This window comes from Mesorhizobium sp. GW821-FHT07A06 (assembly GCF_059419085.1).
In genome coordinates this window covers 657,416-684,299 of record NZ_JBWKRC010000001.1, presented here as the reverse complement: position 1 = coordinate 684,299, position 26,884 = coordinate 657,416, and the positions used below count along the sequence as shown (strand labels likewise).

General features: G+C 62.8%; 27 protein-coding genes and 1 tRNA gene. 9 read left to right on the top strand and 19 right to left on the bottom strand.

All coding sequences use genetic code 11. The annotated features are described in order from the left end of the window. Positions 1-23 precede the first annotated feature (23 nt). Positions 24-920 (top strand): DMT family transporter, encoded by an 897-nt coding sequence (locus AC07SZ_RS03325; RefSeq protein WP_494913216.1) that lies wholly within the window; start codon positions 24-26, stop codon positions 918-920. A 39-nt stretch (positions 921-959) separates the two neighbouring features. Here the strand turns inward: AC07SZ_RS03325 and AC07SZ_RS03320 are convergent, their stop codons facing one another. Both AC07SZ_RS03320 and parC read right to left on the bottom strand, forming a co-directional pair. Further along, on the bottom strand, positions 960-2,174 hold the full coding sequence (locus AC07SZ_RS03320) for an AI-2E family transporter (protein WP_494913214.1): 1,215 nt from the start codon (positions 2,172-2,174) through the stop codon (positions 960-962). Positions 2,175-2,417: 243 nt separating this feature from the next. Beyond that, entirely contained in the window at positions 2,418-4,670 is a 2,253-nt protein-coding gene (gene parC, locus AC07SZ_RS03315) for a DNA topoisomerase IV subunit A (protein ID WP_172374023.1), read from the bottom strand. Positions 4,671-5,008: 338 nt separating this feature from the next. Here parC and AC07SZ_RS03310 point away from each other — a divergent pair, with 338 nt between their 5' ends. After that, complete coding sequence (locus AC07SZ_RS03310) at positions 5,009-6,199, top strand: aq_1923 C-terminal domain (protein WP_056562586.1); 1,191 nt, start codon at positions 5,009-5,011, stop codon at positions 6,197-6,199. A gap of 113 nt (positions 6,200-6,312) precedes the next feature. Here AC07SZ_RS03310 and aspS read toward each other — a convergent pair whose 3' ends face one another. Continuing rightward, entirely contained in the window at positions 6,313-8,103 is a 1,791-nt protein-coding gene (gene aspS, locus AC07SZ_RS03305) for an aspartate--tRNA ligase (RefSeq protein ID WP_494913631.1), read from the bottom strand. Positions 8,104-8,628: 525 nt separating this feature from the next. Between aspS and AC07SZ_RS03300 the strand changes: the two genes are divergently transcribed. Beyond that, a complete protein-coding gene (locus tag AC07SZ_RS03300) occupies positions 8,629-9,873 on the top strand; it encodes an MFS transporter (RefSeq protein WP_056562590.1) in 1,245 nt (414 codons plus the stop codon). 75 nt (positions 9,874-9,948) lie between these two features. Further along, positions 9,949-11,100: a ribonuclease D gene (gene rnd, locus AC07SZ_RS03295; RefSeq protein WP_494913213.1), complete on the top strand. Its 1,152-nt coding sequence runs from the start codon at positions 9,949-9,951 to the stop codon at positions 11,098-11,100. A 116-nt stretch (positions 11,101-11,216) separates the two neighbouring features. Here the strand turns inward: rnd and AC07SZ_RS03290 are convergent, their stop codons facing one another. The 4 genes from AC07SZ_RS03290 to AC07SZ_RS03275 are packed head-to-tail and all read right to left on the bottom strand — an operon-like array spanning position 11,217 to position 14,088. Beyond that, a complete protein-coding gene (locus tag AC07SZ_RS03290) occupies positions 11,217-11,636 on the bottom strand; it encodes an MAPEG family protein (RefSeq protein WP_056562596.1) in 420 nt (139 codons plus the stop codon). Between the two features lie 25 nt (positions 11,637-11,661). Then, positions 11,662-12,285 carry a hypothetical protein gene (locus tag AC07SZ_RS03285; protein WP_056562601.1) on the bottom strand — a complete coding sequence of 208 codons (624 nt, stop codon included), beginning with the start codon at positions 12,283-12,285 and terminating at the stop codon, positions 11,662-11,664. Further along, entirely contained in the window at positions 12,236-13,738 is a 1,503-nt protein-coding gene (gene guaB / locus AC07SZ_RS03280; RefSeq protein WP_056562604.1) for an IMP dehydrogenase, read from the bottom strand. The genes AC07SZ_RS03285 and guaB overlap by 50 nt, the downstream gene beginning before the upstream one ends. Beyond that, positions 13,696-14,088: a hypothetical protein gene (locus AC07SZ_RS03275; RefSeq protein ID WP_494913648.1), complete on the bottom strand. Its 393-nt coding sequence runs from the start codon at positions 14,086-14,088 to the stop codon at positions 13,696-13,698. The genes guaB and AC07SZ_RS03275 overlap by 43 nt, the downstream gene beginning before the upstream one ends. On the opposite strand from AC07SZ_RS03275, the gene AC07SZ_RS03270 reads away from it, so the two are divergent. Then, positions 14,021-15,442 (top strand): MFS transporter, encoded by a 1,422-nt coding sequence (locus AC07SZ_RS03270; RefSeq protein WP_172374027.1) that lies wholly within the window; start codon positions 14,021-14,023, stop codon positions 15,440-15,442. The genes AC07SZ_RS03275 and AC07SZ_RS03270 overlap by 68 nt on opposite strands. Before the next feature lie 5 nt (positions 15,443-15,447). Here the strand turns inward: AC07SZ_RS03270 and AC07SZ_RS03265 are convergent, their stop codons facing one another. Both AC07SZ_RS03265 and AC07SZ_RS03260 read right to left on the bottom strand, forming a co-directional pair. Continuing rightward, complete coding sequence (locus AC07SZ_RS03265) at positions 15,448-16,245, bottom strand: RlmE family RNA methyltransferase (RefSeq protein ID WP_172374028.1); 798 nt, start codon at positions 16,243-16,245, stop codon at positions 15,448-15,450. Then, on the bottom strand, positions 16,242-17,663 hold the full coding sequence (locus tag AC07SZ_RS03260; RefSeq protein ID WP_244493879.1) for a Ppx/GppA phosphatase family protein: 1,422 nt from the start codon (positions 17,661-17,663) through the stop codon (positions 16,242-16,244). The genes AC07SZ_RS03265 and AC07SZ_RS03260 overlap by 4 nt, the downstream gene beginning before the upstream one ends. A 354-nt stretch (positions 17,664-18,017) precedes the next feature. Between AC07SZ_RS03260 and AC07SZ_RS03255 the strand changes: the two genes are divergently transcribed. Together AC07SZ_RS03255 and AC07SZ_RS03250 are read left to right on the top strand one after the other, a co-directional pair. Then, entirely contained in the window at positions 18,018-18,950 is a 933-nt protein-coding gene (locus tag AC07SZ_RS03255) for a lysylphosphatidylglycerol synthase domain-containing protein (protein ID WP_056562614.1), read from the top strand. Between the two features lie 178 nt (positions 18,951-19,128). Beyond that, a tRNA-Gln gene (locus AC07SZ_RS03250) sits at positions 19,129-19,202 on the top strand. A 164-nt stretch (positions 19,203-19,366) separates the two neighbouring features. Here the strand turns inward: AC07SZ_RS03250 and AC07SZ_RS03245 are convergent. The 9 genes from AC07SZ_RS03245 to AC07SZ_RS03205 form a co-directional block, all read right to left on the bottom strand. After that, positions 19,367-20,089 (bottom strand): cytochrome c biogenesis CcdA family protein, encoded by a 723-nt coding sequence (locus AC07SZ_RS03245; RefSeq protein WP_494913209.1) that lies wholly within the window; start codon positions 20,087-20,089, stop codon positions 19,367-19,369. 13 nt (positions 20,090-20,102) lie between these two features. Then, positions 20,103-20,294, bottom strand: coding sequence for a thioredoxin domain-containing protein (locus AC07SZ_RS03240; protein ID WP_494913208.1), 192 nt, complete (start codon positions 20,292-20,294; stop codon positions 20,103-20,105). Continuing rightward, complete coding sequence (locus AC07SZ_RS03235; protein ID WP_494913630.1) at positions 20,287-20,364, bottom strand: hypothetical protein; 78 nt, start codon at positions 20,362-20,364, stop codon at positions 20,287-20,289. The genes AC07SZ_RS03240 and AC07SZ_RS03235 overlap by 8 nt, the downstream gene beginning before the upstream one ends. A gap of 162 nt (positions 20,365-20,526) precedes the next feature. Next, positions 20,527-21,192, bottom strand: coding sequence for an NrsF family protein (locus tag AC07SZ_RS03230; protein WP_196772374.1), 666 nt, complete (start codon positions 21,190-21,192; stop codon positions 20,527-20,529). Further along, on the bottom strand, positions 21,179-21,841 hold the full coding sequence (locus AC07SZ_RS03225) for a sigma-70 family RNA polymerase sigma factor (RefSeq protein WP_494913206.1): 663 nt from the start codon (positions 21,839-21,841) through the stop codon (positions 21,179-21,181). The genes AC07SZ_RS03230 and AC07SZ_RS03225 overlap by 14 nt, the downstream gene beginning before the upstream one ends. A 16-nt stretch (positions 21,842-21,857) precedes the next feature. Then, complete coding sequence (locus AC07SZ_RS03220) at positions 21,858-22,376, bottom strand: DoxX family protein (protein WP_494913204.1); 519 nt, start codon at positions 22,374-22,376, stop codon at positions 21,858-21,860. Then, positions 22,363-23,154: an HvfC/BufC N-terminal domain-containing protein gene (locus AC07SZ_RS03215; RefSeq protein WP_056562691.1), complete on the bottom strand. Its 792-nt coding sequence runs from the start codon at positions 23,152-23,154 to the stop codon at positions 22,363-22,365. Before AC07SZ_RS03215 ends, AC07SZ_RS03220 begins: the two co-directional genes overlap by 14 nt. Further along, entirely contained in the window at positions 23,141-24,025 is an 885-nt protein-coding gene (bufB, locus tag AC07SZ_RS03210; protein WP_171883363.1) for an MNIO family bufferin maturase, read from the bottom strand. Before bufB ends, AC07SZ_RS03215 begins: the two co-directional genes overlap by 14 nt. 78 nt (positions 24,026-24,103) lie before the next feature. After that, on the bottom strand, positions 24,104-24,451 hold the full coding sequence (locus AC07SZ_RS03205) for a BufA1 family periplasmic bufferin-type metallophore (protein WP_056565450.1): 348 nt from the start codon (positions 24,449-24,451) through the stop codon (positions 24,104-24,106). Positions 24,452-25,042: 591 nt separating this feature from the next. Between AC07SZ_RS03205 and AC07SZ_RS03200 the strand changes: the two genes are divergently transcribed. Further along, entirely contained in the window at positions 25,043-25,423 is a 381-nt protein-coding gene (locus AC07SZ_RS03200) for a cupin domain-containing protein (protein ID WP_056562697.1), read from the top strand. Between the two features lie 119 nt (positions 25,424-25,542). On the opposite strand, the gene AC07SZ_RS03195 is transcribed toward AC07SZ_RS03200, so the two are convergent. Then, the gene (locus AC07SZ_RS03195; RefSeq protein WP_494913203.1) at positions 25,543-25,953 is read right to left on the bottom strand and encodes a hypothetical protein; all 411 of its coding nucleotides are present in this window, start codon (positions 25,951-25,953) and stop codon (positions 25,543-25,545) included. A 262-nt stretch (positions 25,954-26,215) separates the two neighbouring features. On the opposite strand from AC07SZ_RS03195, the gene AC07SZ_RS03190 reads away from it, so the two are divergent. Beyond that, positions 26,216-26,869, top strand: coding sequence for a hypothetical protein (locus AC07SZ_RS03190; RefSeq protein WP_494913201.1), 654 nt, complete (start codon positions 26,216-26,218; stop codon positions 26,867-26,869). Positions 26,870-26,884: the final 15 nt, after the last annotated feature.

Below are 26,884 nucleotides of genomic sequence, written 5' to 3'. Positions count from 1 at the left end.
CATTTCATTGCGAAAGTTCCTGCATGACTTCCCACCATAACCACCAAAAGGGTCTTCTGATCACCGCCATCGGCGGACTGATGCTGACTGTCGACATACCGTTGATCCGCCTCGCCGACGGCGGCGCATGGACGATCATGCTGCTTCGCACCGGCACCACATTCGTCGCCGCCATGGTCATCTGGTCGGTCTGGCGGGCTTTGAGCCGTAACGCCCCGCCGCTCATTCCCGGCTGGTCCGGCCTGATCGTCGCGATATGCTACGGGCTGACAGGGATCACTTTCGTCACCGCCGTCTATCACACCTCGACGGCCGATCTCGTCTTCATCCTGGCCTTCAACACCGTGTTCGCAGGGCTATTGTCCTGGATATTCCTGCGGGAGAGGCCACGGCTGGTGACCATCGTGGCGATGCTGATCATGATCCTGGGCGTGCTGGTCATCGTCGGCGGGTCGGTCGGCACCGGCAAGCTGTTCGGCGATTTCATGGCGCTGTGCTCGGCTTTCTTCATCGCGGTGGCCATCACCATCTCGCGCGCCAGCGGCAAGGACATGGGCTTCACCTCACTTGTCGGCGTCCTTCTGCCTATGGCCCTGGCAGCCTTCATGGTGTCGGGCGAAGGCTTTCACGTGAACGCGCCATGGTGGATCATCTTCAACGGCGCCGTTATCATGCCGATCTCGTTCTTCTGTCTTGCCGCCGGGCCGAAATACATTTCCGGGCCGGAAGTGGCGATGTTCTACGTGCTCGAAACGGTGCTGGCGCCGGTCTGGGTGTGGATGATCTTCGCCGAGGCACCGACCCGCAACGGCCTGATCGGCGGCGCGATCCTGATCGTCACGCTGGTCGCCCATTCGCTCTGGCAACTGCATGAGGGGCGCAGGCAACGGGGTGACCTTGCGGTGCACCACCCAGCCTGAGTTGTAGTTGATGGGCCTGGCGCAAGTCGCGTTTCGGGATCAGGCGCTGGCCTTCTTTGCCGCGCCAGGCTCCGGCAAGACCTCGATCTGTGGGCTGGCCTCGATCTCGGCCGCCGAGCCGGCGGCCAACTCGTCGACCAGTTCCACCTCGCGCAGCCACTCGCGCCAGATAGCGACCAGCAGCGCCATCAGCACCGGACCGATGAACAGGCCGAGGAAGCCCATGGTCTTGACGCCGCCGATCAGGCCGAAAAAGGTTGGCAGGAAAGGCAGTTTTATCGGTCCGCCGACAAGCTTCGGGCGCAGCGTCTTGTCGACGATGAACAATTCGACCGCACCCCACAGGAACAGCGCCAGACCGGCCATGGGCGAGCCGCTGGCCGCGAGGTAGATCGAGACAAGGGTGAAGGACAAGGGTGCGCCGCCGGGGATGAGCGCCATGACGCCTGTCAGGGCACCGAGCGTCACCGGCGACGGCACGCCCGCCAGCCAATAGGCAATGCCCAGCACCAGCCCCTCGCCGATGGCGATGACGGTCATGCCGGTCACGGTCGAGGAGATCGTCGCCGGCACGACGCGCGAAATCCGCTCCCATCTGGCCGGCAGGATGCGCTCGCCAAGGCGGTCGACCTGGCCGGCAAAATGCTCGCCATCGCGATAAGCGAAGAACAGGGCGATCATCATGAACAGCAACGTCAGGAGCAGCCCAAAGGCACTGCCGCCGGCGGCGAGCGCGCCACGATAGATGCTGCCGATATTGGCGCCGCTGACCAACTGGATCAGCTCGCCAATGCCGCCGGGATGTCCGAAATTGGTCGTCCACTGCTCGTTCAGCCAGTCGCCGATGACAGGCATGGTCGCGATCCAGTGCGGCGTGGTAGCACCATGCCGGTTGGTCTCGATCGCCCAGGCGACCCATTCACGCACCTCGTTGATGGCATAGGTGCCGGCAAGCGCGATCGGTATCACCAGGAAGGCAAGGATGAACAGGATAGCCAAGGTGGCGGCGACGGTGCGGTTGCCGCCGACGCCGGCAAGCAGCCGCTGGTAGAGCGGCCAGCTGGCGAAAGCGATGACAAGCGCGGCCAGCACCGGAAACAGGAAGCCGTGGAAGAAGTAGACGCCCGCGGCGACGATCAGCACCAGCAGCCAGCGCGCCGCCGACAGCGGCGGAATGACAGCCGACCGCAACGGCGTCGACAGGCCGAACAGGCGCTGCTGCCGTTCCGGTTTCTGGATCCTGGATTCCTTCAAACGCCCGTGTCTCCCAAACACCCTTCTCCGTTATGCACTGATATAGTGCAGCAATCGTGACGATACTCCAAATGATGATGGTGACGCCGCCAATCTCCCCCTCGTTGAGGCGATTTCCGCAGGCCAGAGGGGGCCGCGCGGAGCGCTAGCCTCGTCTGTCGCGATAGCGGGTTGCGTCCGGTCGTGCCGATCCCCTCTGTCGCCTTTGGCGACATCTCCCCCTCGAGGGGGGAGACCGCGACGTCAGCCGAATTTGCCGGTCCTCGGGAAACCCTTTGGCACCATACGTCCCGCCGATGCCCGGGCGCCGATCCATTCGGCCAGTTCCTCGCGCGACCTCGTGAAGGTGCGGTCGGCCGAATCCTGCCAGGACAGACCCGTCTCCAATGTGAACGGCTTGAGATCGAGCAGTCCGCCATCCTTATATTTCTGCAGCCGCACGCCCTTGCCGCGGCCCATTTCCGGAATTTCGGAGAGCGCGAACACCAGCATCTTGCGGTTCTCGCCAACGATGGCGAGATGATCGCCGGTGACCGGCACGCAGCGCTTGGCTTCGTCCGGCGCCTTGACGTTCATCACCTGCTTGCCCTTGCGAGTGTTGGCGACCACGTCCTCCTCCGGCACGATGAAGCCGTTGGCGTCATGCGAGGCCAGCAAGAGCTTGCGCTTGGGGTCGTGGACGAAGGCGGTGACGATGTCCTGGTCATTGTCCATGTCGACGATGATGCGGATCGGCTCGCCATGGCCGCGTCCGCCTGGCAACCGGTCGGCGCCGATGGTGTAGAACTTGCCGCCAGTGGTGAACACTAGCACCTTGTCGGTGGTCTGGGCATGGAAGGCGAGCTTCAGGCTGTCACCTTCCTTGAAGGTGAGTGTCGAAAGGTCGGCCAGATGACCCTTCATGGCCCTGAGCCAACCCTTCTCCGAAACCACCACGGTGACCGGCTCGCGCTCGATCATGGCGTGGGCGATATCGGTCAGGTCGTGCTCGGGCGCATCGGCGAACTGGGTGCGGCGCTTGCCGATTTCCGTCTCCGGGCCGAATTTTTCACGCAGATTGGCGACTTCCCACTTGATCGTCGACCATTGCCTGGCATCGGACGCCAGCAGCGCCTCGATCTGCGTCTTCTCCGCGCTCAGGCCATCGAATTCCTTGCGGATCTCGAATTCTTCCAGCTTGCGCAAGGCGCGCAACCGCATGTTGAGGATGGCTTCAGCCTGGGTGTCGGTGAGTGACCAGCGGGCCATCATCACCTGCTTGGGCTCGTCCTCCTCGCGGATGATCTTTATCACCTCGTCGATGTTGAGATAGGCGATCAGGTAGCCGGCAAGGATTTCCAGCCGCCGTTCGATCTCGCCGAGGCGATGTTTCGAGCGGCGGATCAGCACGTCGCGGCGGTGGTCGAGCCATTCCTGCAGCACGCCCTTCAGAGACAGGACATTGGGCACCTTGCCGCGCGACAGCACATTCATGTTGAGCGGGAAGCGGCTTTCGAGCTCGGTGAGCTTGAACAGCGATTCCATCAGGATGCCCGGATCGACAGAACGGCTCTTGGGCACCAGCACGACGCGGATATCCTCGGCGCTTTCGTCCCTGACGTCCTCGAGCAGCGGCAGTTTGCGCGCCATCAGAAGCTCGGCGATCTTTTCGATCAGCCGCGCTTTCTGCACGCCATAAGGGATTTCGGTGACAACGATGCTCCAGGTGCCCCTGCCCTGGTCTTCCTGGCTCCATTTCGAACGCACGCGAAAACCGCCACGGCCGGTCTCGTAGGCTTCGAGGATGGAGGCGCGGCTGTCGACGATGATGCCGCCCGTCGGGAAATCCGGGCCCTGGACGAAATCCATCAACTTCGCCACCGGCGCATCCCGGTGCTCGATCAGATGCAATGCCGCGTCGCAGAGCTCGGCCGCGTTGTGCGGAGGGATCGATGTCGCCATGCCGACCGCGATGCCGGACGAGCCGTTGGCCAGAAGGTTCGGGAAGGCGCCGGGGAGCACCACCGGCTCCTCGTCCTCTTCATTGTAGGTCGGCCGGTAATCGACGGCGTCCTCGGTGATGCCGGCGAGCAATTCGGTCGCCACGTCGGTCATGCGCGCTTCGGTGTAGCGCATGGCGGCGGCGTTATCGCCGTCGATGTTGCCGAAATTACCCTGGCCGTCGACCAGGGGATAGCGCATCGAAAAATCCTGCGCCAACCGCACCAGCGCGTCATAGATCGACTGATCGCCATGCGGGTGGAACTTGCCCATCACCTCGCCGACTATACGCGCGCATTTGGCGAAGCCCTGGTCGGGGTTGAGACGCAGCAGGCGCATGGCGTGCATGATGCGGCGATGGACCGGCTTCAGTCCGTCGCGTACGTCGGGCAGCGCCCGGTGCATGATGGTCGACAGCGCATAGGCAAGATAGCGCTCTTCCAGCGCCTTCTTCAGATCGACCGGTTCGATGTGATCGCCACCGCCATCTTGAGGCGGCAAAAGCCTTTTTCCCATGGGCTGGGACTAGCCGAGCGGGTGATTCGCGGCAAGAGGCGCGCGCCCGGCCGGTCGACTTGCGTGCTTTTCTGCAACAGGAAACCGCAAGGTCGCGCTTGCCGGCCAACATCAATCTGTTACACGCCGCATCTATTGCGAAGCACGATAACGCTCGACGGCCCGACCTTCATGCCAAATTCACCGCGTTCTCCAATGGCGTTCGGATCGGGTTTGCCTTTCACCGCGATTTTTGACCATTGTGCCGGGACATGCCTTTTTCCCGTCCAGTTCGTCACGGAATGGTGATGGCGCGAAGAATTGAAAAACAATTTCAGGACACTCTCAGGGACCTTGCGATGACAATCAAACGCTCAACTCTCCGGAAATTCGCTCTTTCGACCTTCCTGTTCACACTGCCGCTGAACGCGGCCCTTGCCCAGGACGCGGCCGTTGCCGACCGGCTGAAGGCGGCGCTGGCGGCCCAGGGCGTAAACATCTCCTGGACCGGCGTGACCGGTGACAACACCAGCATGGTGCTGCAGGGCGTGTCCATCAAACCGGCGGCGGAAAAGGAAGCCCTGCCGATCGGTGACGTCAAGCTCGAGGGCGTGACCGAGGCCAATGGCGGCTACGACATCGGCACCGTCTCGACCTCCCCCTTCGAACACAGCAAGGATGGGGTCACCCTCAACCTGAGCCCCTTCGTCATCCACGACATGACGGTTCCGGCCGAAGGCGCCACCGGCCCGTTGGGCTCGCTGCTGATGTACAAGTCGGCCGAACTCTCCAACATGACGGTCAAGGTCGCCGACAAGACCGCCTTCTCGATGGACGGGCTTGCCATCCAGATCACGCCGCCCGCGGACGGCAAGGCGATGGAATTCACCGGCAATACGGAAAAGTTCACGGCCGATCTGTCGCTGGTCGAGGATCCCAAGTCCAAGGAAGTCATCGACGCGCTCGGCTACCAGAACATCTCCGGCAATCTCGCAATGGCCGGCACCTGGCAGCCCTCGGACGGCAAGATGGAACTGTCGAAATATGACATCTCCGTCGAAAATGCCGGCACGCTCGGCATGACCTTCAATCTCGGCGGCTACACGATGGACTTCATCAAGTCGCTGCAGGAGATGCAGAAGAAGATGGCGGCGCAGCCCGAAGGCGCCGACAATTCGGCGCAAGGCATGGCCATGCTCGGCCTGTTGCAGCAGCTTTCCTTCAACAGCGCCTCGATCCGCTTCGACGACGATTCGCTGACCGGCAAGGTGCTGGAATATGTCGGCAAGCAGCAAGGCATGTCGGCCAAGGACATCGCCAACCAAGCCAAGGCGATCGTGCCGTTCGGCATGGCGCAGCTCAACAATCCCGAACTGACGGCGCAGGTGACGGCAGCGGTCAGCAAATATCTAGACGACCCGAAGAGCCTCGAAATCTCGGCCGAGCCGCCGGCATCGGTGCCGTTCGCGCTGATCATGGCGGGCGCCATGTCCAACCCGCTCGATCTGCCGAAGACGCTCGGCGTGGCCGTCAAGGCCAACGAAGACTGACCGACCATCAGGATCACAAAAAAGCCCGGCAGCGATGCCGGGCTTTTTTGTGAACTATGGAATCCGAAGAGGTAGTTCCGCCCGCTTCTTAAAGCATTGCCCGAAGCTCGCGATCAGGCGTCCTTCTTGGTCGGCGCGACACGCAGGGCCAGTTCGCGAAGCTGCTGCGGCGAGGCTTCCGACGGTGCGTTCATCAACAGATCATACGCCTGCTGGTTCATCGGGAACATGGTGATCTCGCGCAGGTTCTTGGCGCCAACCAGCAACATGACGACGCGGTCGACGCCCGCCGCCATGCCGCCATGCGGCGGCGCGCCGTACTGGAAGGCGCGGTAGAGGCCGCCGAAACGCTCCTCCACCGTGGCGCGGTCCAGCCCGACCGTCTCGAACGCCTTGACCATGGTTTCGGGCAGATGATTGCGGATGCCACCGCTGGCGATCTCGAAGCCATTGCAGACCATGTCGTACTGGAACGCCTTGATGCCGAGCAGATCCTCGCCATTCAGCGCGTCGATGCCGCCCTGCGGCATCGAGAACGGGTTGTGGGCGAAGTCGATCTTCTTTTCCTCCTCGTTCCATTCGAAGAACGGAAAGTCGACGATCCAGCACAATTCGAAGCGCTCGCGGTCGACGAGGTTCAGTTCCTCGCCGGCGCGGGTGCGTGCCGCTCCCGCGAAGGAGACGAACTTCTTCGGGTCGCCGGCGACGAAGAAGGCGGCGTCGCCGTCGGCAAGGCCGAGCTGCTGCCGGATCGCCTCGGTGCGCTCCTCGCCGATGTTCTTGGCGAGCGGGCCGGCGCCTTCGAGCTTGTCACCCTCCTTGCGCCAGAAGATGTAACCCAACCCCGGCTGGCCCTCGCCTTGCGCCCAGGAGTTCATGCGGTCGCAGAAGGCGCGGCTGCCGCCTGTCTTGGCCGGAATGCCCCACACCTCGGCCTTCGCATCGTTGGCCAGGATGTTGGCGAACACCTTGAAGCCGGAATCGCGGAAATGATCGGAGACGGCCTGCATCTCGATCGGGTTGCGCAGGTCCGGCTTGTCGGAGCCGTATTTGCGCATGGCGACATCATAGGGAATGCGCTGGAATTTCTGCGTCACCGGCTTGCCGTTGGCGAAGGCCTCGAAGACGCCGCGCATCACCGGTTCCATGGTCGACAGCACGTCGTCCTGCTCGACGAAGCTCATTTCAAGGTCGAGCTGATAGAATTCGCCAGGCAGACGGTCGGCGCGCGGGTCCTCGTCGCGGAAGCAAGGCGCGATCTGGAAATAGCGGTCGAAGCCCGACACCATGATCAGCTGCTTGTATTGCTGCGGCGCCTGCGGCAGCGCGTAGAAGGTGCCGGGATGGATGCGCGACGGGACGAGGAAGTCGCGGGCGCCTTCAGGCGAGGAGGCGGTGAGGATCGGCGTCGAGAATTCGGTGAAGCCGACATCGTTCATGCGCTTGCGCATCTCGGCGATGATTTTCGTGCGCGCCACGATGTTCCTGTGCAGCGTGTCGCGGCGCAGGTCGAGGAAGCGGTACTTCAGCCTGATGTCCTCGGGATAGTCCGGCTCGCCGAACACCGGCAGCGGCAATTCCTTGGCCGCCGACAGCACCTCGATCTCGCGGGCGAAAATCTCGATCTCGCCGGTCGGCAGGTTGGCGTTGACCGTCTCCGGCAGGCGCGCCTTGACCTCGCCGTCGACGCGGATGACCCATTCGCCGCGCACGGTCTCGGCGACCTTGAAGGCAGGCGAATCGGGATCGGCGACGATCTGGGTCAGGCCGTAGTGGTCACGCAGGTCGATGAAGAGCAGGCCGCCATGATCGCGCACGCGATGCACCCAGCCCGACAGGCGAACGGATGAGCCGACATCGCTCTTTCTCAACTGGGCACAGGTATGGCTGCGGTAACGGTGCATGGTCATTGGTAAAGTCCGGGGTGCTGGGTGGCAGGCCAAAGCATCAAAGCCCGGCCCAAAATTTGCGCGAAAAGCGCATGGGAGGCCGGATTTGTCAAGGCGAGGAGACGTTGAGCCGAATCCAGGTTCGACCGTCAGGGTTTCAAGTCTTTGCCGGCCTCCACGCATTGCCGCCAGACGTCCTTCCTGAGACGACGCCCTTATCAAGCGATCCGGAGACGCCTCGTGCCAAAACACACTCTCCCACGATGCACAGGGCCACATAATGGCCGTGAGCTGGAACTGATGCTTCAGGGTGACAAGCCAATGGCCTCGTTCTCGGTCGAACCGGGCATGGACGCCGAAGATGGAAGATAGTGGCGACGCGGGGTTTGAAGCGGATTGAATGAAGGCCCAGTCTGGGCCGATTTCGCCATGGTTCGCCATCGAATGCAGCGGGCGGCTACCGATGCTGGCCTGGAATTGCCGCTGGCATTGATGGAGGCAATGGTTCAAGAAGGGATCACCGATACGTGATCGCCTTTCATGTCCTCCATCCGCCCGCTGATCCCGCTTCTTCTCGCCGCAGGCATCCTGCTTGGCGGCAATGGGCTGCAGAGCACGCTGATCGCGCTGCGCGGCGCGCAGGAGGGGTTTTCCGCTTCCGACATCGGCCTGATGGGCACATTCTATTTCGCCGGCTTCCTGCTCGGCTGCCTGGCCATCACCCGCATCATGAAGGCGGTCGGCCATATCAGGGCGTTTTCGGCGTTGGCCGCGATCGCATCGGTCGGCACACTGCTGCTGGTGCTGGTCCTCGATCCGGTGATGTGGTGCGCGGTGCGCTTTGCCGGCGGCTTCTGTTTCGCCGGTTTGTTCACCATCGTTGAAAGCTGGCTGAATTCCGGCGTCAGCAATCACGACCGCGCACGCGTGCTGGCGATCTACCGGATGGTCGACACCGGTTCCGTAACCGGCGCCCAGTTCCTGATTCCGATCTTCGGCGCCGGCGGCTTCACCATCTTCGCCATCATGTCGATCATGATCACGCTGTCGCTGGTGCCGGTGTCGCTCGGCGACCGCTCCAACCCGACGCCGCCGGAGGAGGTCAAGCTCGACCTGGGGCGCGTCTGGCGCATTTCGCCGCTGGGCTGTTTCGGCTGCATTGCCGTCGGCGTCACCAACAGCGCCTTTCGCACCTTGTCGCCGGTCTATGCCGAGCAGATCGGCATGTCGGTCGCCGATGTCGTCACCTTCGTCAGCGTCGGCATCTTCGGCGGCGCCATCATCCAGTACCCGCTGGGCTACCTGTCCGACCGCTGGGACCGGCGCCGGGTGCTGTTGATAACGACCTGCTGCGCGATGCTCTCAGCATTGGCGCTGGTGTTCATCGCCGGCAGCAATCCGCTGCTCAACTTCGTCATCGTCTTCATCTTCGGCTGTTTCGCCATGCCGCTCTATTCGCTGTCGGCGGCGCATTCCAATGACCGCGCCGACACGGGCGAGTTCGTGCTGATCAATGCGGCGCTGATGCTGTTCTACTCCTTCGGCGCCATCGGCGGCCCTTACGCAGCCTCCACGGCGATGCAGTATTTCGGGCCGAGCGCGCTGTTCGTGTTCAGCGCCATCGTCTATGCGATCTTCATCGCCGTCATCCTCTACCGCATGCAGGCCCGGTCCGGCGTGCCTTTGGGCAAACGCAGCCGATTCACCGCTCTGTTGCGCACCTCCACCATTTTCGCGCGTCTGGCCAGACGGAATGGTGATTCAGACGACCCGGGAGGCTCATGATGGAGGCGCCAAAGCTTGACGAAAGCCTTTCCGGCTGAAATCTAGGAAGACCTTACTCCTGCCAAAAGCGATTTGATGCACGTCATCACCACCCAGAAAGAACTCGAGACCGTTCTCGCCGCTTTCGAAAAGTCGGATTTCGTCACCGTCGACACCGAATTCATCCGCGAAACGACCTTCTGGCCAATCCTGTGCCTGATCCAGATGGCGGCCCCGGGCGTGACGGCGCTGATCGATCCGCTGTCGCCAGACATCGACCTGGCACCCTTCTTCAGGCTGATGGCCAACGAGGCGGTGGTCAAGGTCTTCCATGCCGCCCGGCAGGACATCGAAATCATCGTCCATCTCGGGGATCTGGTGCCGCATCCTGTGTTCGATACACAGATCGCGGCGATGGTCTGCGGCTTTGGCGACAGCGTTTCCTACGACCAGCTCGTGCAGCGCATCACCGGTGCGCGGCTCGACAAATCTTCGCGCTTCACCGACTGGCGCCACCGGCCGCTGTCCGACAAGCAGCTCGATTACGCGCTGGCCGACGTCACCCATCTGATCGAGGTCTACCAGCACCTGAGCGCCGAATTGGCACGGGAAAACCGTGCCCACTGGTTGAACGAAGAAATGGGTGTGCTGACCTCGCGCGAGACCTACGATCCGCATCCCGAAGACGCCTGGAAGCGGCTGAAGATGCGGCTGCGCAAGCCGCAGGAACTGGCGATCGTGCAGGCCGTGGCGGCATGGCGCGAGCGCGAGGCCAGGGAACGCGACGTGCCGCGCGGCCGCGTGCTCAAGGACGACGCGATCTACGAGGTGGCGCAGCAGGCGCCGCGTGACGCGGCGGCGCTTGCCAAGCTGCGCACAACACCCAAGGGCTGGGAGCGCTCCTCGACGGCGACGGCCCTGCTTGGGGCGGTCAACGCAGCGCTGGCCTTGCCCAAGGAGCAGATGCCGAAACTGCCGAAGAATTTTCAGCCGCCGGAAGGCTCAAATGCCGCGGCGGAACTGTTGAAAGTACTGCTCAGGATCGTTGCCGAGAAGCAGGGCGTGGCCTCGAAAGTATTGGCATCCAGCGACGACATCGACCGCATCGCGGCCGAGGGCGAGGACGCCGATGTGCCGGCGCTGCAGGGATGGCGGCGTGCCGTGTTCGGCGAACAGGCGCTGAAGCTGGTGCGTGGCGAGATCGGCATCAAGTTCGACAAACGCAAGATCGCGGTGTTCGATTTATAGCGCCTGCCCTCGCCCCGCTCCGCTTTGCGGTGCGACCTTCTTCGCAAGGTGGGAACGGGCCGCGGGCCACGAAAGCCACCTGCCTGACTTTTCGACCCCGAGGGCCGGTGCGCGGCCTAAACCACGCCCAGCAGATGCAGGGCGAGCCAGATCCAGCCCAACAGGATGATCACGGCTCCAAAAGAGAAAGAGCGGCTGCGCAGCAGCAGATTGTTGCTGGTCAGGTGAACCCAGGCGTGGAAGCAGCGCGAGGCGACAAAAATCCACATCAGTGCCAAGGTCAGATAGTTGACGCCATTGGTCACATGCAGCGTCAGGCACAACACATAGAAAAGCACCGGCAGTTCGAACTGGTTGCTGAGATTGGCGGCAACGGTGACGCTGGAGGCCGGCTCGGTCGAGCGGACCTTGTATTGACCAACCTTGGCCTCGCCTGACCTGATTGCACCATATCTGCGACGACCCAACACGGCGTAGACGATATAGATCAGCAACACCTGCGCCAGTACCGGCCAGAAAATCGCGGTCTGGTTCATGATGTTTCCCCTGCCCTGTCCAGCATCAAGGCAGGGGTCTCTGGCCAATCAGCCAGAAAGCGGCGATGACGACCACCGGGATGGCAAGAAGGGCGAATTTGGCGACGATCAGCGACGAGGCGAAAGACAGCGAATCCGGGTTGGCCGACAGGAAATCGGACAGAAGGCGCGCCACGGCGATATTCTGCGCATAGTCGGCAAGCGTATAGGGCAGCACCAGCACCAGCGCGAAGATCGACTGCGCCTGCGGGGGCAGCACGCGGAAATTCTTCAGGCGCCGGCCGGAGGCCAGGATCAGGCTCACCAGGGTCAGCGACAACAGCGCCGGGAACAAGAGATCAAAGGTGAGGTAGTGCCAGACGAGGATGATCTCGCCGCCGCGGCGGCCAAGCGCCGTCAGCCAGGCCATGCCTTCGTCGGGCGTGAAGCCGAAATAGCGCATGTCGAGCGACGGCAGGCCGCCGCTCAATTGACGGAAATAGAAGAATTCCAGCAGCGTCATGGCCATGAAAACCGACGCCGACAGGAAACAAAGCGCTGCCGCGTGGCGAGACAGCCGCAGGATCGTCGCGGTCAGGCTTCGCCCGAGCCCGTATTGCTCAGGCTCCGCCGGGATAGTTCGGGCTTTCGCGGGTAATCGTGACGTCATGGGCGTGGCTTTCACGAAGTCCGGCGTTGGATATGCGCACAAAGGTGGCGCGCTCGCGGAAATCGGCAAGGTCGCGGCCACCAACATAACCCATAGCGGCTTTTAGCCCGCCTGCAAGCTGGTGCAGCACGCCAGACACAGGTCCTTTGTAAGGGACCTGACCTTCAATGCCTTCCGGCACCAGTTTCAGCGTGTCGCGGACCTCGGCCTGGAAGTAGCGATCTGCCGAGCCGCGCGCCATGGCGCCGACCGAACCCATGCCGCGATAGGCCTTGAAGGAGCGGCCCTGGTGCAGATAGACCTCGCCCGGGCTTTCGTCCGTACCGGCCAGCAGCGAACCGATCATGGCGGCGCTGGCGCCCGCGGCGAGCGCCTTGGCAAGGTCGCCGGAATATTTGATGCCGCCATCGGCAATCACCGACACACCTGATTTGTGCGCCGTCTCGACGGCTGACATGATGGCTGAAAGCTGCGGCACGCCGACGCCGGCAACGATGCGGGTGGTGCAGATGGAGCCCGGGCCGATGCCGACCTTGACGGCGTCGGCGCCGGCGTCGATCAGCGCCTGCGTGCCTTCAGCGGTCGCGACGTTGCCGGCCAGGATGCGAACCGAATTGGAAAGCTTCTTGGCACGCGTCACCGCATCCAGCACGCGCTGCGAGTGGCCATGCGCGGTGTCGATGACCAAAAGGTCGACGCCGGCCTCGATCAGGCGCTCGGCACGCTCGAAGCCGTCGTCGCCGACGCTGGTGGCGGCGGCCGCACGCAGGCGCCCCTGCGCATCCTTGGTGGCGTGCGGGTTGAGCTGCGACTTCTCGATGTCCTTGACGGTGATCAGGCCAACGCAGTTGCCCTTCTTGTCGACGACGACGAGTTTTTCGATCCGGTGCTGATGCAGGAGCCGCTTGGCCTCGTCCTGGTCGACATTCTCCTTGACCGTGATCAGGTTTTCACGGGTCATCAATTCGTAGACCTTCTGCGCTGGATCGGAGGCGAAGCGCACGTCGCGATTGGTCAGGATGCCGACCAGCCGGCCGGTCTTGTGGCCGCCCGTGCCGCCATTCTCGACCACCGGAATGCCCGAGATCGAATAGGTGCGCATCAGGGACAGCGCGTCGGCCAGCGTCGCGTCGGGGCCGATGGTGACCGGGTTGACCACCATGCCGGATTCGAATTTCTTCACCTGCCGCACCTGTTCGGCCTGTTCGGCCGGCGAGAAATTGCGATGGATAACGCCGATGCCGCCGGCCTGGGCCATGGCGATGGCAAGACGCGCCTCGGTGACGGTATCCATCGCGGCGGAGAGGATCGGCACGTTGAGGTCGATGTCGCCGGCAATGCGGGTCCGGACATCGGTTTCGCCCGGCATGACCTCGGAATGACCCGGCTGCAAAAGCACGTCGTCAAAGGTCAGCGCCAGTGCGCCGGTGGACGTTTCGATGATTTTTGCCATGGCCAGCCCTTTAGAATGCGGAAAAAGCGCTGGACCGGGATGGACAGCGCCGACTCGTTCTTCCCTTTCAGGATTGGCGCTGGCTGGTAACACGTCGCGGCGCGGATGAAAAGCCGATCGTTGCATCGCACAACGGCGTTATCGCTTGATTTGGCGCCACCGCTGGTTGCAGTCGCACAAAAGTGACAGCAAATTAACACGACATTGGTGTCCAGCCGTGATAACCGCGCCCCTGCACCGGCTCCCTCCCGGCCGGAAACAAAGTTCGAAACGGTCACGCTCGTGAATCGCACCATCCCGCTCATCCTGGCGGTCGCACTTTTCATGGAGAACATGGATTCGACCGTCATCGCGACATCGCTGCCGGCGATCGCCATAGACATCCATACCAGCCCTATCGCGCTCAAGCTGGCATTGACTGCCTATCTGGTGTCGCTGGCCATCTTCATTCCGATCAGCGGCTGGATGGCCGACCGTTTCGGTGCCAAGAATATTTTTCGCGCCGCGATCGCGGTGTTTATCGTCGGTTCGGTCGCCTGCGCCCTGTCAGGTTCTCTACCGGCCTTCGTGGTATCGCGGTTCCTGCAAGGCATCGGCGGCGCCATGATGACGCCGGTCGGGCGCCTGGTGCTGGTGCGGGCCACACCCAAGAGCGACCTGGTCGCCGCCATGTCCTGGCTGACCGTTCCCGCCCTGGTCGGACCGCTGGTCGGCCCGCCGATCGGCGGCTTCATCACCACCTATTTCACCTGGCACTGGATATTCCTGATCAACGTGCCGATCGGCCTGATCGGCATCTGGCTGGCCACACGCTTCCTGCCGGAAACCGAATCGATGGAAACACCGCCGCTCGATTTCGTCGGCTTCGTGCTGAGCGGGGTGGCGGCATCCGGTGTGGTGTTCGGCCTGTCGGTGGTCAGCCTGCCCTATCTGCCGCCGGCGACCGGCTTCATCACCGTGGCCGTCGGGCTGCTGTCGGGCGCGCTTTACCTGATGCACGCGCGCCACGCCAGGAATCCGCTGCTGGCACTCGAACTGTTCCGCAACCAGGTGTTCCGCTCGTCGGTGCTTGGCGGCTCGCTGTTCCGCATCGGCATCGGGGCGGTGCCATTCCTGCTGCCGCTGATGTTCCAGATCGGCTTCGGGCTGACGCCGTTCCAATCCGGCATGATCACCTTCGTCTCGGCGATCGGCGCCATCGGCATGAAATTCGTCACCGCGCTGATTTTTCGCGTTGCCGGCTTCCGGCGCGTGCTGATCGTCGGCTCGCTGGTCGCCGCCGCATCGATCGCCATCTACGGCCTCTTCACCCCCGAAACACCTTACGTGCTGATGCTGGCCATATTGCTGGTCGGCGGCTTCATCCGCTCGATGTTCTTCACCGGCGTCAACGCGCTTTCCTATGCCGAGGTGTCGGCCGAGGACACCAGCAAGGCAACGCCCATCACGGCGGTGTTCCAGCAGTTGTCGATCGCGCTCGGCGTGGCGCTAGCCGGCGGCATCCTGGAGGTCTCGACCTCGATCCATGGCGGCCCGCTGACGCTGGGCGATTTCCATATCGCCTTCTTCATCGTGGCGGCCGTATCCGCGGCGGCGTCGCTGTCGTTCATGCGGCTGGCGCCCGATGCGGGCAACGCCGTCTCCGGCCATGGCCGGCTGACAACGCCCAAGACGCTGGAACCTGCGAGATCGCCGGGGGAGTGAGCCGCCTAGGCTTCAGCGTCTCCCGGCCCTTCGCTGTGGCTCCGGGCGCCCATTCCCTTCGGAACGTCCGCTGGACGTTCCGATCCGCCTGATGGCGGACCGGACTCTCGCCCCTTGAAATCCTTGGCCAGCAGATAAAGTTCGACCGATTCATCGCGAGAGGCCGGGGGCTTGACGTGATGGACGGAGCGGAAGTTCTTCTTCAGCATCGAAAGCAGCTCGTTTTCGGCGCCGCCCTGGAAGGTCTTGGCCAGGAAATGCCCGCCCGGCTTCAGCACGGACAGCGCGAAATCGGCTGCCACCTCGCACAGATGCATGGTGCGGATGTGGTCGGTCCGCTTGTGGCCGGTGGTGGGCGCGGCCATGTCGGACAGCACGACATCGGGATCGCCGCCCAGTGCCTCGGACAGCTTGCGCGGTGCATCCGGATCGAGAAAATCCATCAACAGCACCGGCGCGCCGGGCACGGCATCCATCTCCAGATAGTCGATGCCGACGACATGCGGATTTTCCGCCGTCGATTTCGTGCGCGCGGCCGCCACCTGGCACCAGCCGCCGGGGGCAGCGCCGAGATCAATCACCTTCATGCCGGGCTTCAGGAGATGATGCTTGTCGTCGATTTCGATCAGCTTGTAGGCGGCACGCGAGCGGTAGCCGTCGGCCTTCGACCGCTGGACATAGGGATCGTTGATGTGGCGCTGCAGCCAGCGGCGCGACGATTCCTTCAGGCCGCTCTTTTTCTTGATCCGCGTCTTCAGCACACGAATGCCGGCGGACCCTGGGTTTTCCGGTTTCTTGGTCATTGCCGGCCACCACGCCCATCGTTGCGCCAGACGCCGTCATCGGCCATCAGCTCGCTCAATATACCTTCGCGCAGGCCACGGTCGGCGACGCGCAGCCGCTCCGAAGGCCAGACGGCGCGTATCGCTTCCAGGATGGCACACCCGGCCAGCACCAGGTCGGCGCGATCCGCACCGATGCAAGGGTTGGCGCAGCGTTGCTGGAAATCCCAGCCCACCAGCCTCTCCACCATGCGGTCGACGCTGTCGCGGTCCATCCACAATCCGTCGACCCGACGCCGGTCGTAACGTTCCAGATCGAGGTGAACGCCGGCCAGCGTCGTGACCGTGCCGGAGGTGCCGAGCAAATGGAAGTTCGGGCTGGCCTTGAGGTGGCTCAGCCGGTCGCGGCCATCGAAGGAGGCCAGCCGGCCGGCAACGTCGTCGACCATGGCGGTGAAGATTTCACGCGTCACGGTGCGGCCGCCAAAGCGCTCCGCCAAGGAGACGACGCCGACCGGCAGCGACGTCCACGAGACGATGTGGTTGGCGAGTCGTGGGGAACGGCGGCCGGTGAGGTCGATCAGCGCGATTTCGGAGGAGCCGCCGCCGATATCGAACAGGACGACGCCCTGCGTGTCACGCTCGACCAGCGAGCCGCAGCCGGAAACCGCCAACCGTGCTTCGGTCTGGCGGTCGATGATCTCGAGCTTCAACCCGGCCTCGCGCTCGACGCGTTCAAGAAACTCGACGCCGTTCTCGGCCGAGCGGCAAGCTTCCGTGGCGATCAGTCTGGCCTTCCTGATCTTGCGGCCGCGCAATTTGTCGCCGCAGACCTTCAGCGCCTCGACAGCGCGGTCCATCGCCGGCTTGCCGAGCCGGCCATTGGCGGTGAGCCCCTCACCCAGCCTGACGATGCGCGAAAAGGCGTCGATGACGCGAAACTGGCCATGCCGCGTGGGAACGGCGACCAGCAGCCGGCAATTGTTGGTGCCGAGGTCGAGGGCGGCGAATACGGGAAGCTCGTGCGCCGGCTGCCGGCGGGTGCCCTGCTCGTGGCGCGGCATCTGGAGAACGGGCGAGATCACCGGGCCGGCCGGCGGCTGCTTCGGCTCAACGGCCGAAGCAGCCGCCTTGCCTGGCACCGGCGATCGATTGTCCTGCGCTTCGTCGCGCGCAAAAACCTTGCGCCCGCGCCTTCGCTTGCGCCGCTTCTTGGGTTTGCCCTTCTGGTGATGGGTCGCGTCGCCCGCCTGCCCGTCGGCGGAGCGCGGCTCCGTCGGGCGGCGTTGCTGCCAACCGGCTGTCCCCGAGCCCGATGGCCCTGGGGAAGCGCTGGACGCGCCCACCTCCGACGCGCCTGCGCCGGTGTCGCGGTCTTCCACTGTCGTTCCTTCCGGCGCCGCGCGAACCGGTGACGGACGCAGCTGGCGCTTTGGCATGTTTCAAGTTGCCGCCAGACTAACAGCGCCGTGCCCGATCACCAAGAGCCGTACGCCGAATTTTGCCGGCTGGACGCCAACCGCCTTTCGCCCCGCCGCGAAATGTTCCAGCAAGGCTGGGTTGGCACGCGATGCCGGCGAAGACAATCTCCTGTCAAAGCTATCACCATACGCCGGCGCCTTCGCGCCATCTTTCCTGCGGACGGATCTTTGCCGGCTGCGGCGCGACAAGTGTTCGCGGTTGAATAGCCGGCTTCAATGAGGCATTTCTGAAATGTACGGAGGTCGCCGGGCAACCGGCTTCCCACAATCAGGCGAAAAGGAAGCGGACACGCAGCGCATGGCAGTCAGGCAATGAACTGGAGACGTTATTTCTGGCCGGTCGTCGGCATCGCCGCGGTGATCTTCTCGCTGCTGCTGCTCTGGCACGAACTGCGCGGCATTTCGCTCGACGATGTCTGGGACGGGCTCGCCGCCATTCCAACCCGCGGCTGGATCCTGGCAGCGTTGAGTTCGGTCATCGCCTATGCCGCTCTCGCCGGCTATGACCACATCGCGCTGCTGCATATCGGCAAGCGGGTGTCGTGGCTGTTCGTGACGCTGTGCTCCTTCACCACCTACGCGCTGTCGCACAATATCGGCGGCTCGGTGTTCTCCGGCGCCGTCATCCGCTACCGCGCCTATGGCACGAGGGGCCTGACCGGCCAGGATGTCGGCGTGCTGGTGGCGATCTGCTGGATCACCTTCGTGCTGTCGACGATACTCGCCTCCGGCCTCGTGCTGGTGTTCGAGCCCCAGATCATCGACCGCTTTTCGGGCATCGCCCATCACGGCCTGTCGGAAGCGGCTGGTATCGCCATGCTGCTGGTCGTCGCCGCCTACGTCTTCGGCAGTTGGCTGCATCTGCGCCCGCTTAAGATCGCCAGCTTCCAGTTGCACTACCCGGCGCTGCCGATCGTCGCCAGGCAATTGCTGATCGGCCCGATTGAATTGCTTGCAGCGGCCGCCATCATCTTCTTCGCCCTGCCCGAGGCCCACAATCCCGGCTATTTCGTCGTGCTCGGCGTCTTCCTGGTCTCCTTCTCGGTCGCCCAGATCTCGCACGCGCCGGGTGGGCTGGGCGTGTTCGAGGTGGTGTTCCTGGCCGGGCTTTCGGACATGGAGCCGGTCGGCGTGCTGGCGGCGCTGCTGGTGTTCCGGCTGTTTTATCTCATCATCCCGCTGTTTCTGGGCTTGGGTATCGTGCTGTTCTTCGAGCGTTCGCAGTTCAGCCGGACGGAGAGCTGAGGCGCGGATTGGATTTCATGTTCGCGCGTGGAGCGCCGCGAGGCAACGAGTCTGCACCCGGCAGACAAAACGTGGCGATTGAACCACAAAGCAGGCTTGACTATTTTCCGCCGGCGGCTACAAGGCAGCGCTCAAGCGGCTCAGCCGTTCGGCCCGCGCGGTTCGTGACCGCGCCTGCTGGGGAATAGGTTAACGGTAGACCCACGGACTCTGACTCCGTTAGTCCTGGTTCGAATCCAGGTTCCCCAGCCAATTCCCAATTGTAGAACCGTTTAGGGCCCCTTTGCGGACCGAGCAGTAGCTTCGCTTGCGGTGGGGGGAAATGATGGCGGACCTTTAACCTCCAAGGGCCGACGTGGTGACTTGATGGCAGGCCGACGCCGGGGGCTTGGCTGCTTGGCAGGCTGGCCATGTCATCAAATTCGCGAGGACAACTCAAGCAACCATTGCGGAGAGCGGTCAACCAAATATGTCTCGATCCGCTTGTCCGCGCCGGTCAGAACGAACAGTCCGGTGATGAGCACCAGGCCACCGGGGGCCATCTTGCCGCTTCTTCCAGCCTTCAGCATTTGATCTCGCCTTCTTGCCAGCAATTCGCGCGAGAACCGCCCGAGCATGAGCAGCGGTAGCGCAGCGCCGAGCCCGAACGCCACCATGTCGGCCGAGACCTGGAACAAGTCCCTTCCTTGGGAGGCGAGCACCGAGGCTGCGCCCAAAGTCGGCCCTACGCACGGGCTCCATATGGCACCGAGCGATAGGCCCAAGCCGAACTGGCCCCCGAGCCCGCTGGCGCTGAAGCCGGATAGGCGGCGATCAGCCCAATTGCTCACCGGCCCGCCGGCAGAGGCGAACCGGGTCTGAAGGGCCGGGACGACGAGCACAACGCCGGTAGCCACCAGAAGCACCGCCGCGACGCCGCGGAAGACGTTGGTGTCGAGACCGAGGGCAAATCCAGTCGTTGCGACGAACAGGCCAATCGCGACGAAGGAAAGAGCCAGGCCCGCAGCCAACGCCGCTGGACCCCATCTGTGTTCCGATACCGCAGCGCCCAGCACCAGTGGCAAGAGAGGGAGAACGCATGGCGACAAGATCGAAAGCACTCCAGCGACAAAGCCAACGAACACGCTCGTTAACGACATGGGACGACGGCGCTCAATGAGTCGACTGGACAAGGCTCGCGATCGACTGGGGGGCGGTATCTCCAACCGAGCGGCCCGTTTCGTTCGGCCCGCGGAAGGCGATCAGAGTGCTTTGCGTGCGCGCGTTGAAATAGCGGACGACCTCTTTTTGCGTATCGAAGTCGACATCGAAGATGACCACATTTTGGTTTCCGGCTTCATCCATCAAGGCATTGACGATCGGCTCTTTCTTGTGCCCGGCAGGTCGGGCACCAATTCGCCGAGATATCGACCAGGATGCGCGCGTTCCGTTTCTGGGCTGCGGAAAAGGCCTCCCCGGAGAAGTGTTGCCTGTTCGCAGCTACGGCCGGGAGCGCCGAGATTGCGGCTATCAGAGACGTCGCGACAGCAAAGGTGGCAAATTGGCGTCAGTTCATGGCTATTCTCCAAGAGTCGGATCAGTTGAGGGTCGGGGATCGCGGCGCCACCCAGCCAAACATCGTGCGCGCAAAGACACCGCCCAAAAAGACGAGCATCGCGGCCATGCCGACGTTCATGATCAGGATCATGACGGTCGCATCGATCGGGTGGATCAAGGACAGTGCCGTGGCCGTGATGGCCGCGATGGACAGGCTGCCCATGACCGTCACGATGCGCGGTCGCAGCAACGCCGAATGGCGCAGCATGACCAGCATAGCGAGAGACAGCGGCAGGCTCGTCAGAACGATCGTGGCGAAACACCGGGCGGTTTCGCCGAAGGTCACGCCTTGCGGACCGATGCTCACCCATTGCGTGAGGCATTGATAGCCGATGTTCGACAGCCAAAGGCTGAGGGCCGGAATCGGCAACAACAGCCACAGCCGCGAGCGATCCGGCAAGCTCAGCGCGAAGGCGGCGATCGCCGAGAGGATTCCGGTTGCGAGCGAAGCCGTCATTCCGATCACGAAGGAAGGCTCGCGCAGACACTGTGCCAGGTCGAAACGGATGCCTTGGCTGATGACCAGCAGAAACAGGACCATCGCGGCGAGCAGAAGCCAGATTGCCGCACGGTTTACCGGCGGCCGAAGCCGTTTGACGGGCTTTACGTCGCTTGCCAAACCGGCAATGAGATCATCGGTTCTCACGACTGTCGTCTCCCTTGAGGATTGCCCTGCGCAGGCTTGCAATGGCGCGGTGCGTGGCCACTTTGAGCGAACCAATTGAAATGCCTGTAGCCGCTGCCGCCTCCTTCAGCGATAGGCCTTCCAACTTCAGAAGCCGGATCGCCGTCTGCTGGATGGGCGGAAGGTTCGTGACGGCGCGGTCCAGGCCTATCGAATCGCTGTCCGTTGCGGTGTCGGGGCTTGCCCACCATTCTTCGTAGCCGTCCGGAAGCTGCGTTTCACGCGTCCGGATGCGCGTCCCTCGGCGCGACCGATCGACAACACGTCGATTGGCGATCGCATGAAGCCACGGCCCGAACGGGCGCGTCGGGTCGAAAGTGTGACGGATGGAGTGGAGCGTCAGCAGGATGTCCTGCACGACGTCCTCGCGATCGGACGGCGGAGTGTACCATCGGGCCACATAGGATCGGAGGTAGGGAGTGATCTCACGCAGCAGCCGTTCGTAGGACTGTGAATCGCCCTCCTGGGCCCGCGTCATCAGGATGGACCATTCGACGTCGGGAATTGTCCGTCGCATGTGCGCCGCCTTCGGACGAACGGCGGCTGGACCGCCCTCTTCGTCCGACACGAGCCGGAGCTTTGGTTGCGTTTTGCGCGTCGCATGTGTCATCGGAATGGTGCTTTCCTCACGCCTTTCCATCCGATGCTAGGCCAGCAAGGCCGTCGAGCAGGCGGTCCAGCGAGGCCGGCCCGGGTCCGACCGCAACAATTGCGATCGCCAAGGCTGCCCAAGGCAAATGGAAGTTGGCCCATCCCTCGGGCACGACGAGCTGGATGACGCCGGTCATCACTAGGAGAGCCAAAGCGCTGAGGCGCGTCGCCAGGCCGACGATGAGCAAAATCGGCAGTACGATCTCTGCGATGCCATCCAGGAGCGCCATCAGGTCGGGCGCCGGCATGTCGTAGAGCTGGCCGAAAATGTGCAGCTTGAATTCATCCTCGAAGAGGTACGAAGCGGTCGGCGCCAGTTGCAGGAAGCCGTCCCACTTGGTCATGCCCGACATCAGGAACGGCATCGCGAGGGCAATTCGCAGAGCGATCGGTGCCACCAAGGCGGCAATGCCGGCCAAGCCGCTCAGCCCCGCCCGCACAGCCGCGATCAGGCCGTCGAGCAGGCCGGGGTTCGCGTTTCTAGCTGGCAACATCGCTTGTCCCCTCAGGAAGGTGCCAACCGGTGAGCGCACCGATGGCAATCAAATCTTGAATATTGCCCGCCAGGTCGAACCGCTCATCGGCACGAAACCCCGTCTTGGCGGCCTCCGCCAGGCAGCGGCCTTCGGCAAGGGCGCTTACGAACTCAAATGCACCGGGCGGCATTGCGCGGATTTCCACGTCGGCGTCTGGTCTCACCAGCATGACATCCTCGGCCACGTCGAGGTTCACCGGTGCCGGACTGCAGCCAGGCTGGTTCATCTGCCAGATCGTCAAGGCCGGGAAGGTCGAGCGCACCAGTCTCAGCGTCGGATGGAGCGAAAAGCTCATCAAAGGTGCGACATGCTGTGGAATCGCGTTGAAAGCCGCCGGCTCGAGCGAGGTCGCGTCCGTCCCGTGGAAGGCCTCCGTGAAGGACCGTTCGATGCACGCCACGTCGCTGAGATAAGGCACAGTCGCGGCTGGGGGAAAGCCGCGCAGGAACTCCGGAAAGCCCGCGCCGTATTCCAAGAGGACCGGGGTCGCGGGCGGCGAGCGGCGAAGGAAAATGCCCGCTATGGCATCGAAGAACTCATCGCCGACAATCCGAACGACCGCAGGGTAGGCGGCGCGAAGCGCCTCCGTCAGTCCGACGACCACATTGTTGCGGTAGACCGCAAAGCGCTTAGGGCTGGGCTCGCCGTCAGGCCCGACGAGTCCCGGAGGGACCAACTGGCCCGGATCGAGCAAAGCAGCGCCAAAGCTCCTCAACCGTTCGTCAAGCGACAGCATGGCGCGGTCCCTTGCTGCCCTTGTCGCGAAGAATAGTCTCGGCACGATCGGCTTCCGACTTCAACTCGCTCCACGACGGGACATTGGCGTCCCATTCGATCAGGGTCGGGAGAGCCCCTGTCCGGGTCACTGACTTGGAATACAGCGCCCAAACTCTCTGACTGACGGGGCGGTCATGGGTATCGATAAGGAGTGGGCGATCCCTATCGTCGGTTTCCTGGGTGTAACCCGCCAGGTGAATCTCCTGCACGCGGGTAAGTGGGAAGCGGTCGATGTAGTCGATAGGATCCCACTGCTGATTGGTGCAGGCGATATGCACGTTGTTGACATCGAGCAGCAGTCCGCAGTCCGTGCGTTTCGCAATTTCGGCCATGAAGTCGACCTCGTCGTAGGTGCTTTCGACAAAGGCCAGGTAGGTCGAAGGATTCTCAAGCAGCATCTGCCGCCCGAGAAACTCTTGGACCTCGTCGATATGCTGGCAGACCCGCGCAAGGGTCTCCCTCGTATAAGGCACTGGCAGAAGGTCATCCATGAACCCCGCGTCATGAGTCGACCAGGCCAGATGCTCGGAAAAGAGACCGGGTTCATATCGGGTGATCAGCGCCTTGAGCCGGACCAGATGATCACGATCAAGAGGACGATCGCCGCCGATCGACAGGCCGACGCCATGGAGCGACAGCGGGTAGCGCTCCCGAATGGCAGTGAGATAGCGGTGCGGCGGGCCACCCGCACCCATATAGTTCTCCGCATGGACCTCAAAGAAACCGAGATCGGGAGCTGACTCCAGGATGATCCGGTAATGCTCAGGCTTGAGCCCGACGCCCGCTCTGGCGGGGATAGTCGCCGCGCGAAAGTTTTGAAGAGAGTGCATGTTCATGGTGGCGCCTGTCCAGAGAGGTCGGTAGGTTTGTGATGGGCAGCCGGGAATACCGCCCATCACCACCGACGTTTAGGCCTTGAGGGGCTTGAGGCTGCCGTGGCCGCTCGGGGTCGAGATTGTGGTGCAGCTACCCTTGGCGACGAGCTTCCAGGCATTGCCCTGGTAGTCGATCATGCTGGTGCCCGCGCAGGTCGTGCCGGCGCCGGCGTAGCAGTCGTTGTGGCCCTTCACCGCCACGCCGTAGCATTTCTCGAACTTGCCGGTTTTCATCTTGGCCTGGTTCTTGGCCTGGGTTTCCTTCATCATCTTTTCCATGTCGGCCTTGCTCGTGCTCATGGCGGCATAAGCAGGCGCGAGCGAGACGACCGCGGTTGCGAACGCTGCGGAAACGACGGCTGAGATCATGCGGTTGGACATCTGTTTCTCCACTGAGTGAAACTGGCCTTCGCCAGACGAGGCCAGTGATGGCTCGCTCTATCCAAGTTCGCTCGGAGGACCGTTTAGGTTACGCGAGTCCGCAAAAAAGCGATCGCGACCTCGATCTGGCGGAGACCAATACTGGCGGGCACGTTGTCGTCCTGGCGTCGATCCCGGAGGCAATTCGCTTTTCCAAGAAATTGCGGGCTCAATACCGAGGTCTGCCCTCTATTTCACATTGATGGGCCGGGTCCACTTTGCCCGACGAGGCGTTGTGAACGGTCAGCGATTCGAAGACGGCTAGGAGCACGCTAATGGCAATCTCGCTGCGCAACCTTCAGTGGGTTACAGCTATCGCAGGGCGCGAGCATAGTTTGTTGGAGAATCTCCGGCGAACTTCTGGATCAATTCCAAGGGACTTGCGCTAACTGATGTTCACGACCAATGACGGCACGCGCCAGAATCTAATGTCCGCAGTCACCCATTCAGGTGATGAGCGCGGGCTGTGGCCGAGCCTTTGCTTATAAAAGCATTTTCTAATATAATTGAAGGTGCCCGCTTTTGGGTCCGCGTCGCGTATGGGAGGATGCCATGGCCGATGGTGGAATGAATGTCACCAAACTTGAATCCAAATCTCACGACAACCCGGATGAGGTTCGCTCGCCCGCCAAGACACGCGTCGAGGTGGTACGGCTTCCGGGCTTTACGCTTGGACGGCTCAATATGGAGCCGGGATGGAAATGGTCCGAATGCGTGAAGCCGGTCGTCAAGACGGATAGCTGTCAGGTATCGCATGTCGGCTACGTCGTTTCCGGAACCATCACCGTCAGGATGAATGACGGAACTCAGAAAACCTTCACGAAGGGTACGTCCTACACGATCCCGCCCGGTCACGACGCCTGGGTGGAAGGCAACGAACGCTTTGTCTGCATCGAGGTCATGAGCGCCGAGCAATACGCCAAGCCGGCGTAGGGCAGGCTGCAAAAAGGTTCGCGTCGCGCGGCGAGGCTGCCGCCGCAACATGAACATGCAGTCCACAACCACCGCGCATATCAGCGCCACGCCATTGTCGCGGTCGCACGCCGGTCGCCTCATCCCTTCCACATCGTCGATCGAAGAACGGCCTGCATATGCTCCGGGAGGTCGAGTTCGCCGCGCGCCTCGATCTCCAAAAGATACCGGGCCTTGGCCAGGCGATCGCCTTCCTCGACCGCGGCATGGCCGCAGATGGCGAGCAGCGCCCTCTCCTCCTCCCGGCCTGCCCTGCCGGAGTCGCCGCCGCCTATGTCGTGCAGCGCCTTGCCGAACGCCGCATATGCCGTCCTGTGCGCCTCAATCAGTTCTCCCAGTCTATCGGACGGTTCCTGGTCTCGGCCCGGCGACTCCGTGTCGCGTGCGGTTGCCGCAACCGTCGAGGCGACGACTGCGCTGCCGGAATGGAAAAGCAGGGCGCGGCGGTTGATCCTGGACGTGGCGAACTCTCCCATTGCTCCGATGGCCATCCGATCGATGGCATGACACCATCAGACGTTAACACGACGGTTCGCACATTCGTGTCAGGATGGAAGGCCCCGAGGCAGCCGACGGCAAGCGCGGCAGGGTGATGCGCGGCACCTGAATCAAGCTTCCCGCCCCCGAGAACGGGCACGGCGCTTCACTTTGAGCGGCTTGAGGCAGCGAGATTTGCAAGGCAAAAAGATCGGTGGCTGCTGGCGCGGTCCAATGGCTAAGGTTGCGTAGAAGTTTCCTGCACGAGGCGGCGTAGTGGTCACTGATACCGAATTCATTCGCGAGAGCATCCGCCAAGGCTGCGTGATGCCTGCCGATCGCGAATTCGTCATCGACAGGCTGGTAAAGTATGTCGGCAACGGAAGGATCCGTTGGCATGTCGAGTTTCGTGGGCATCGCGTCGAGTTCACAACCGGCCAGTTGAAGAAGCAGCCTACCTTCCGCAGAAGGATGCTCGAACAGGCCGGTGTGCTGCCGCCGCAGCGTGCCGGGGCCGACTACAGGCGATGGGCTCTTGATCTGAGAAAGAATGCCATCGAGCTTCCCTGGCGGGATAGGCCGGTCGATGCCGGTTTTACCATCGACAGGCTCACCAGCCATGGGAATGACCGCTGGACGGTTGAACACCAGGGCAAGGTCATCAAATTCACGACGACCAAGCTCCGCAGACAAACCAGTTTCCGCAAACGCATGCTGGCCAAGGCCAAGGTTCTGCCGCCCCAACTGGATCCTGCTGCCTATCGCAAGTGGATGGATTGGCTCATTCAAAACGCCACCGAGGCAGACCTTCAGACCGGCGCTGCTTCAATGACCGAGAAAAGTTGGCTTGACCACCTGCCCGAGCTGGCTGGCTGGCAGAGCGAAGCGGCGCCACAACGGCGCGGCCGAAGACCACCTACCTCGGGTTGACGAGTGCTGGCGGCG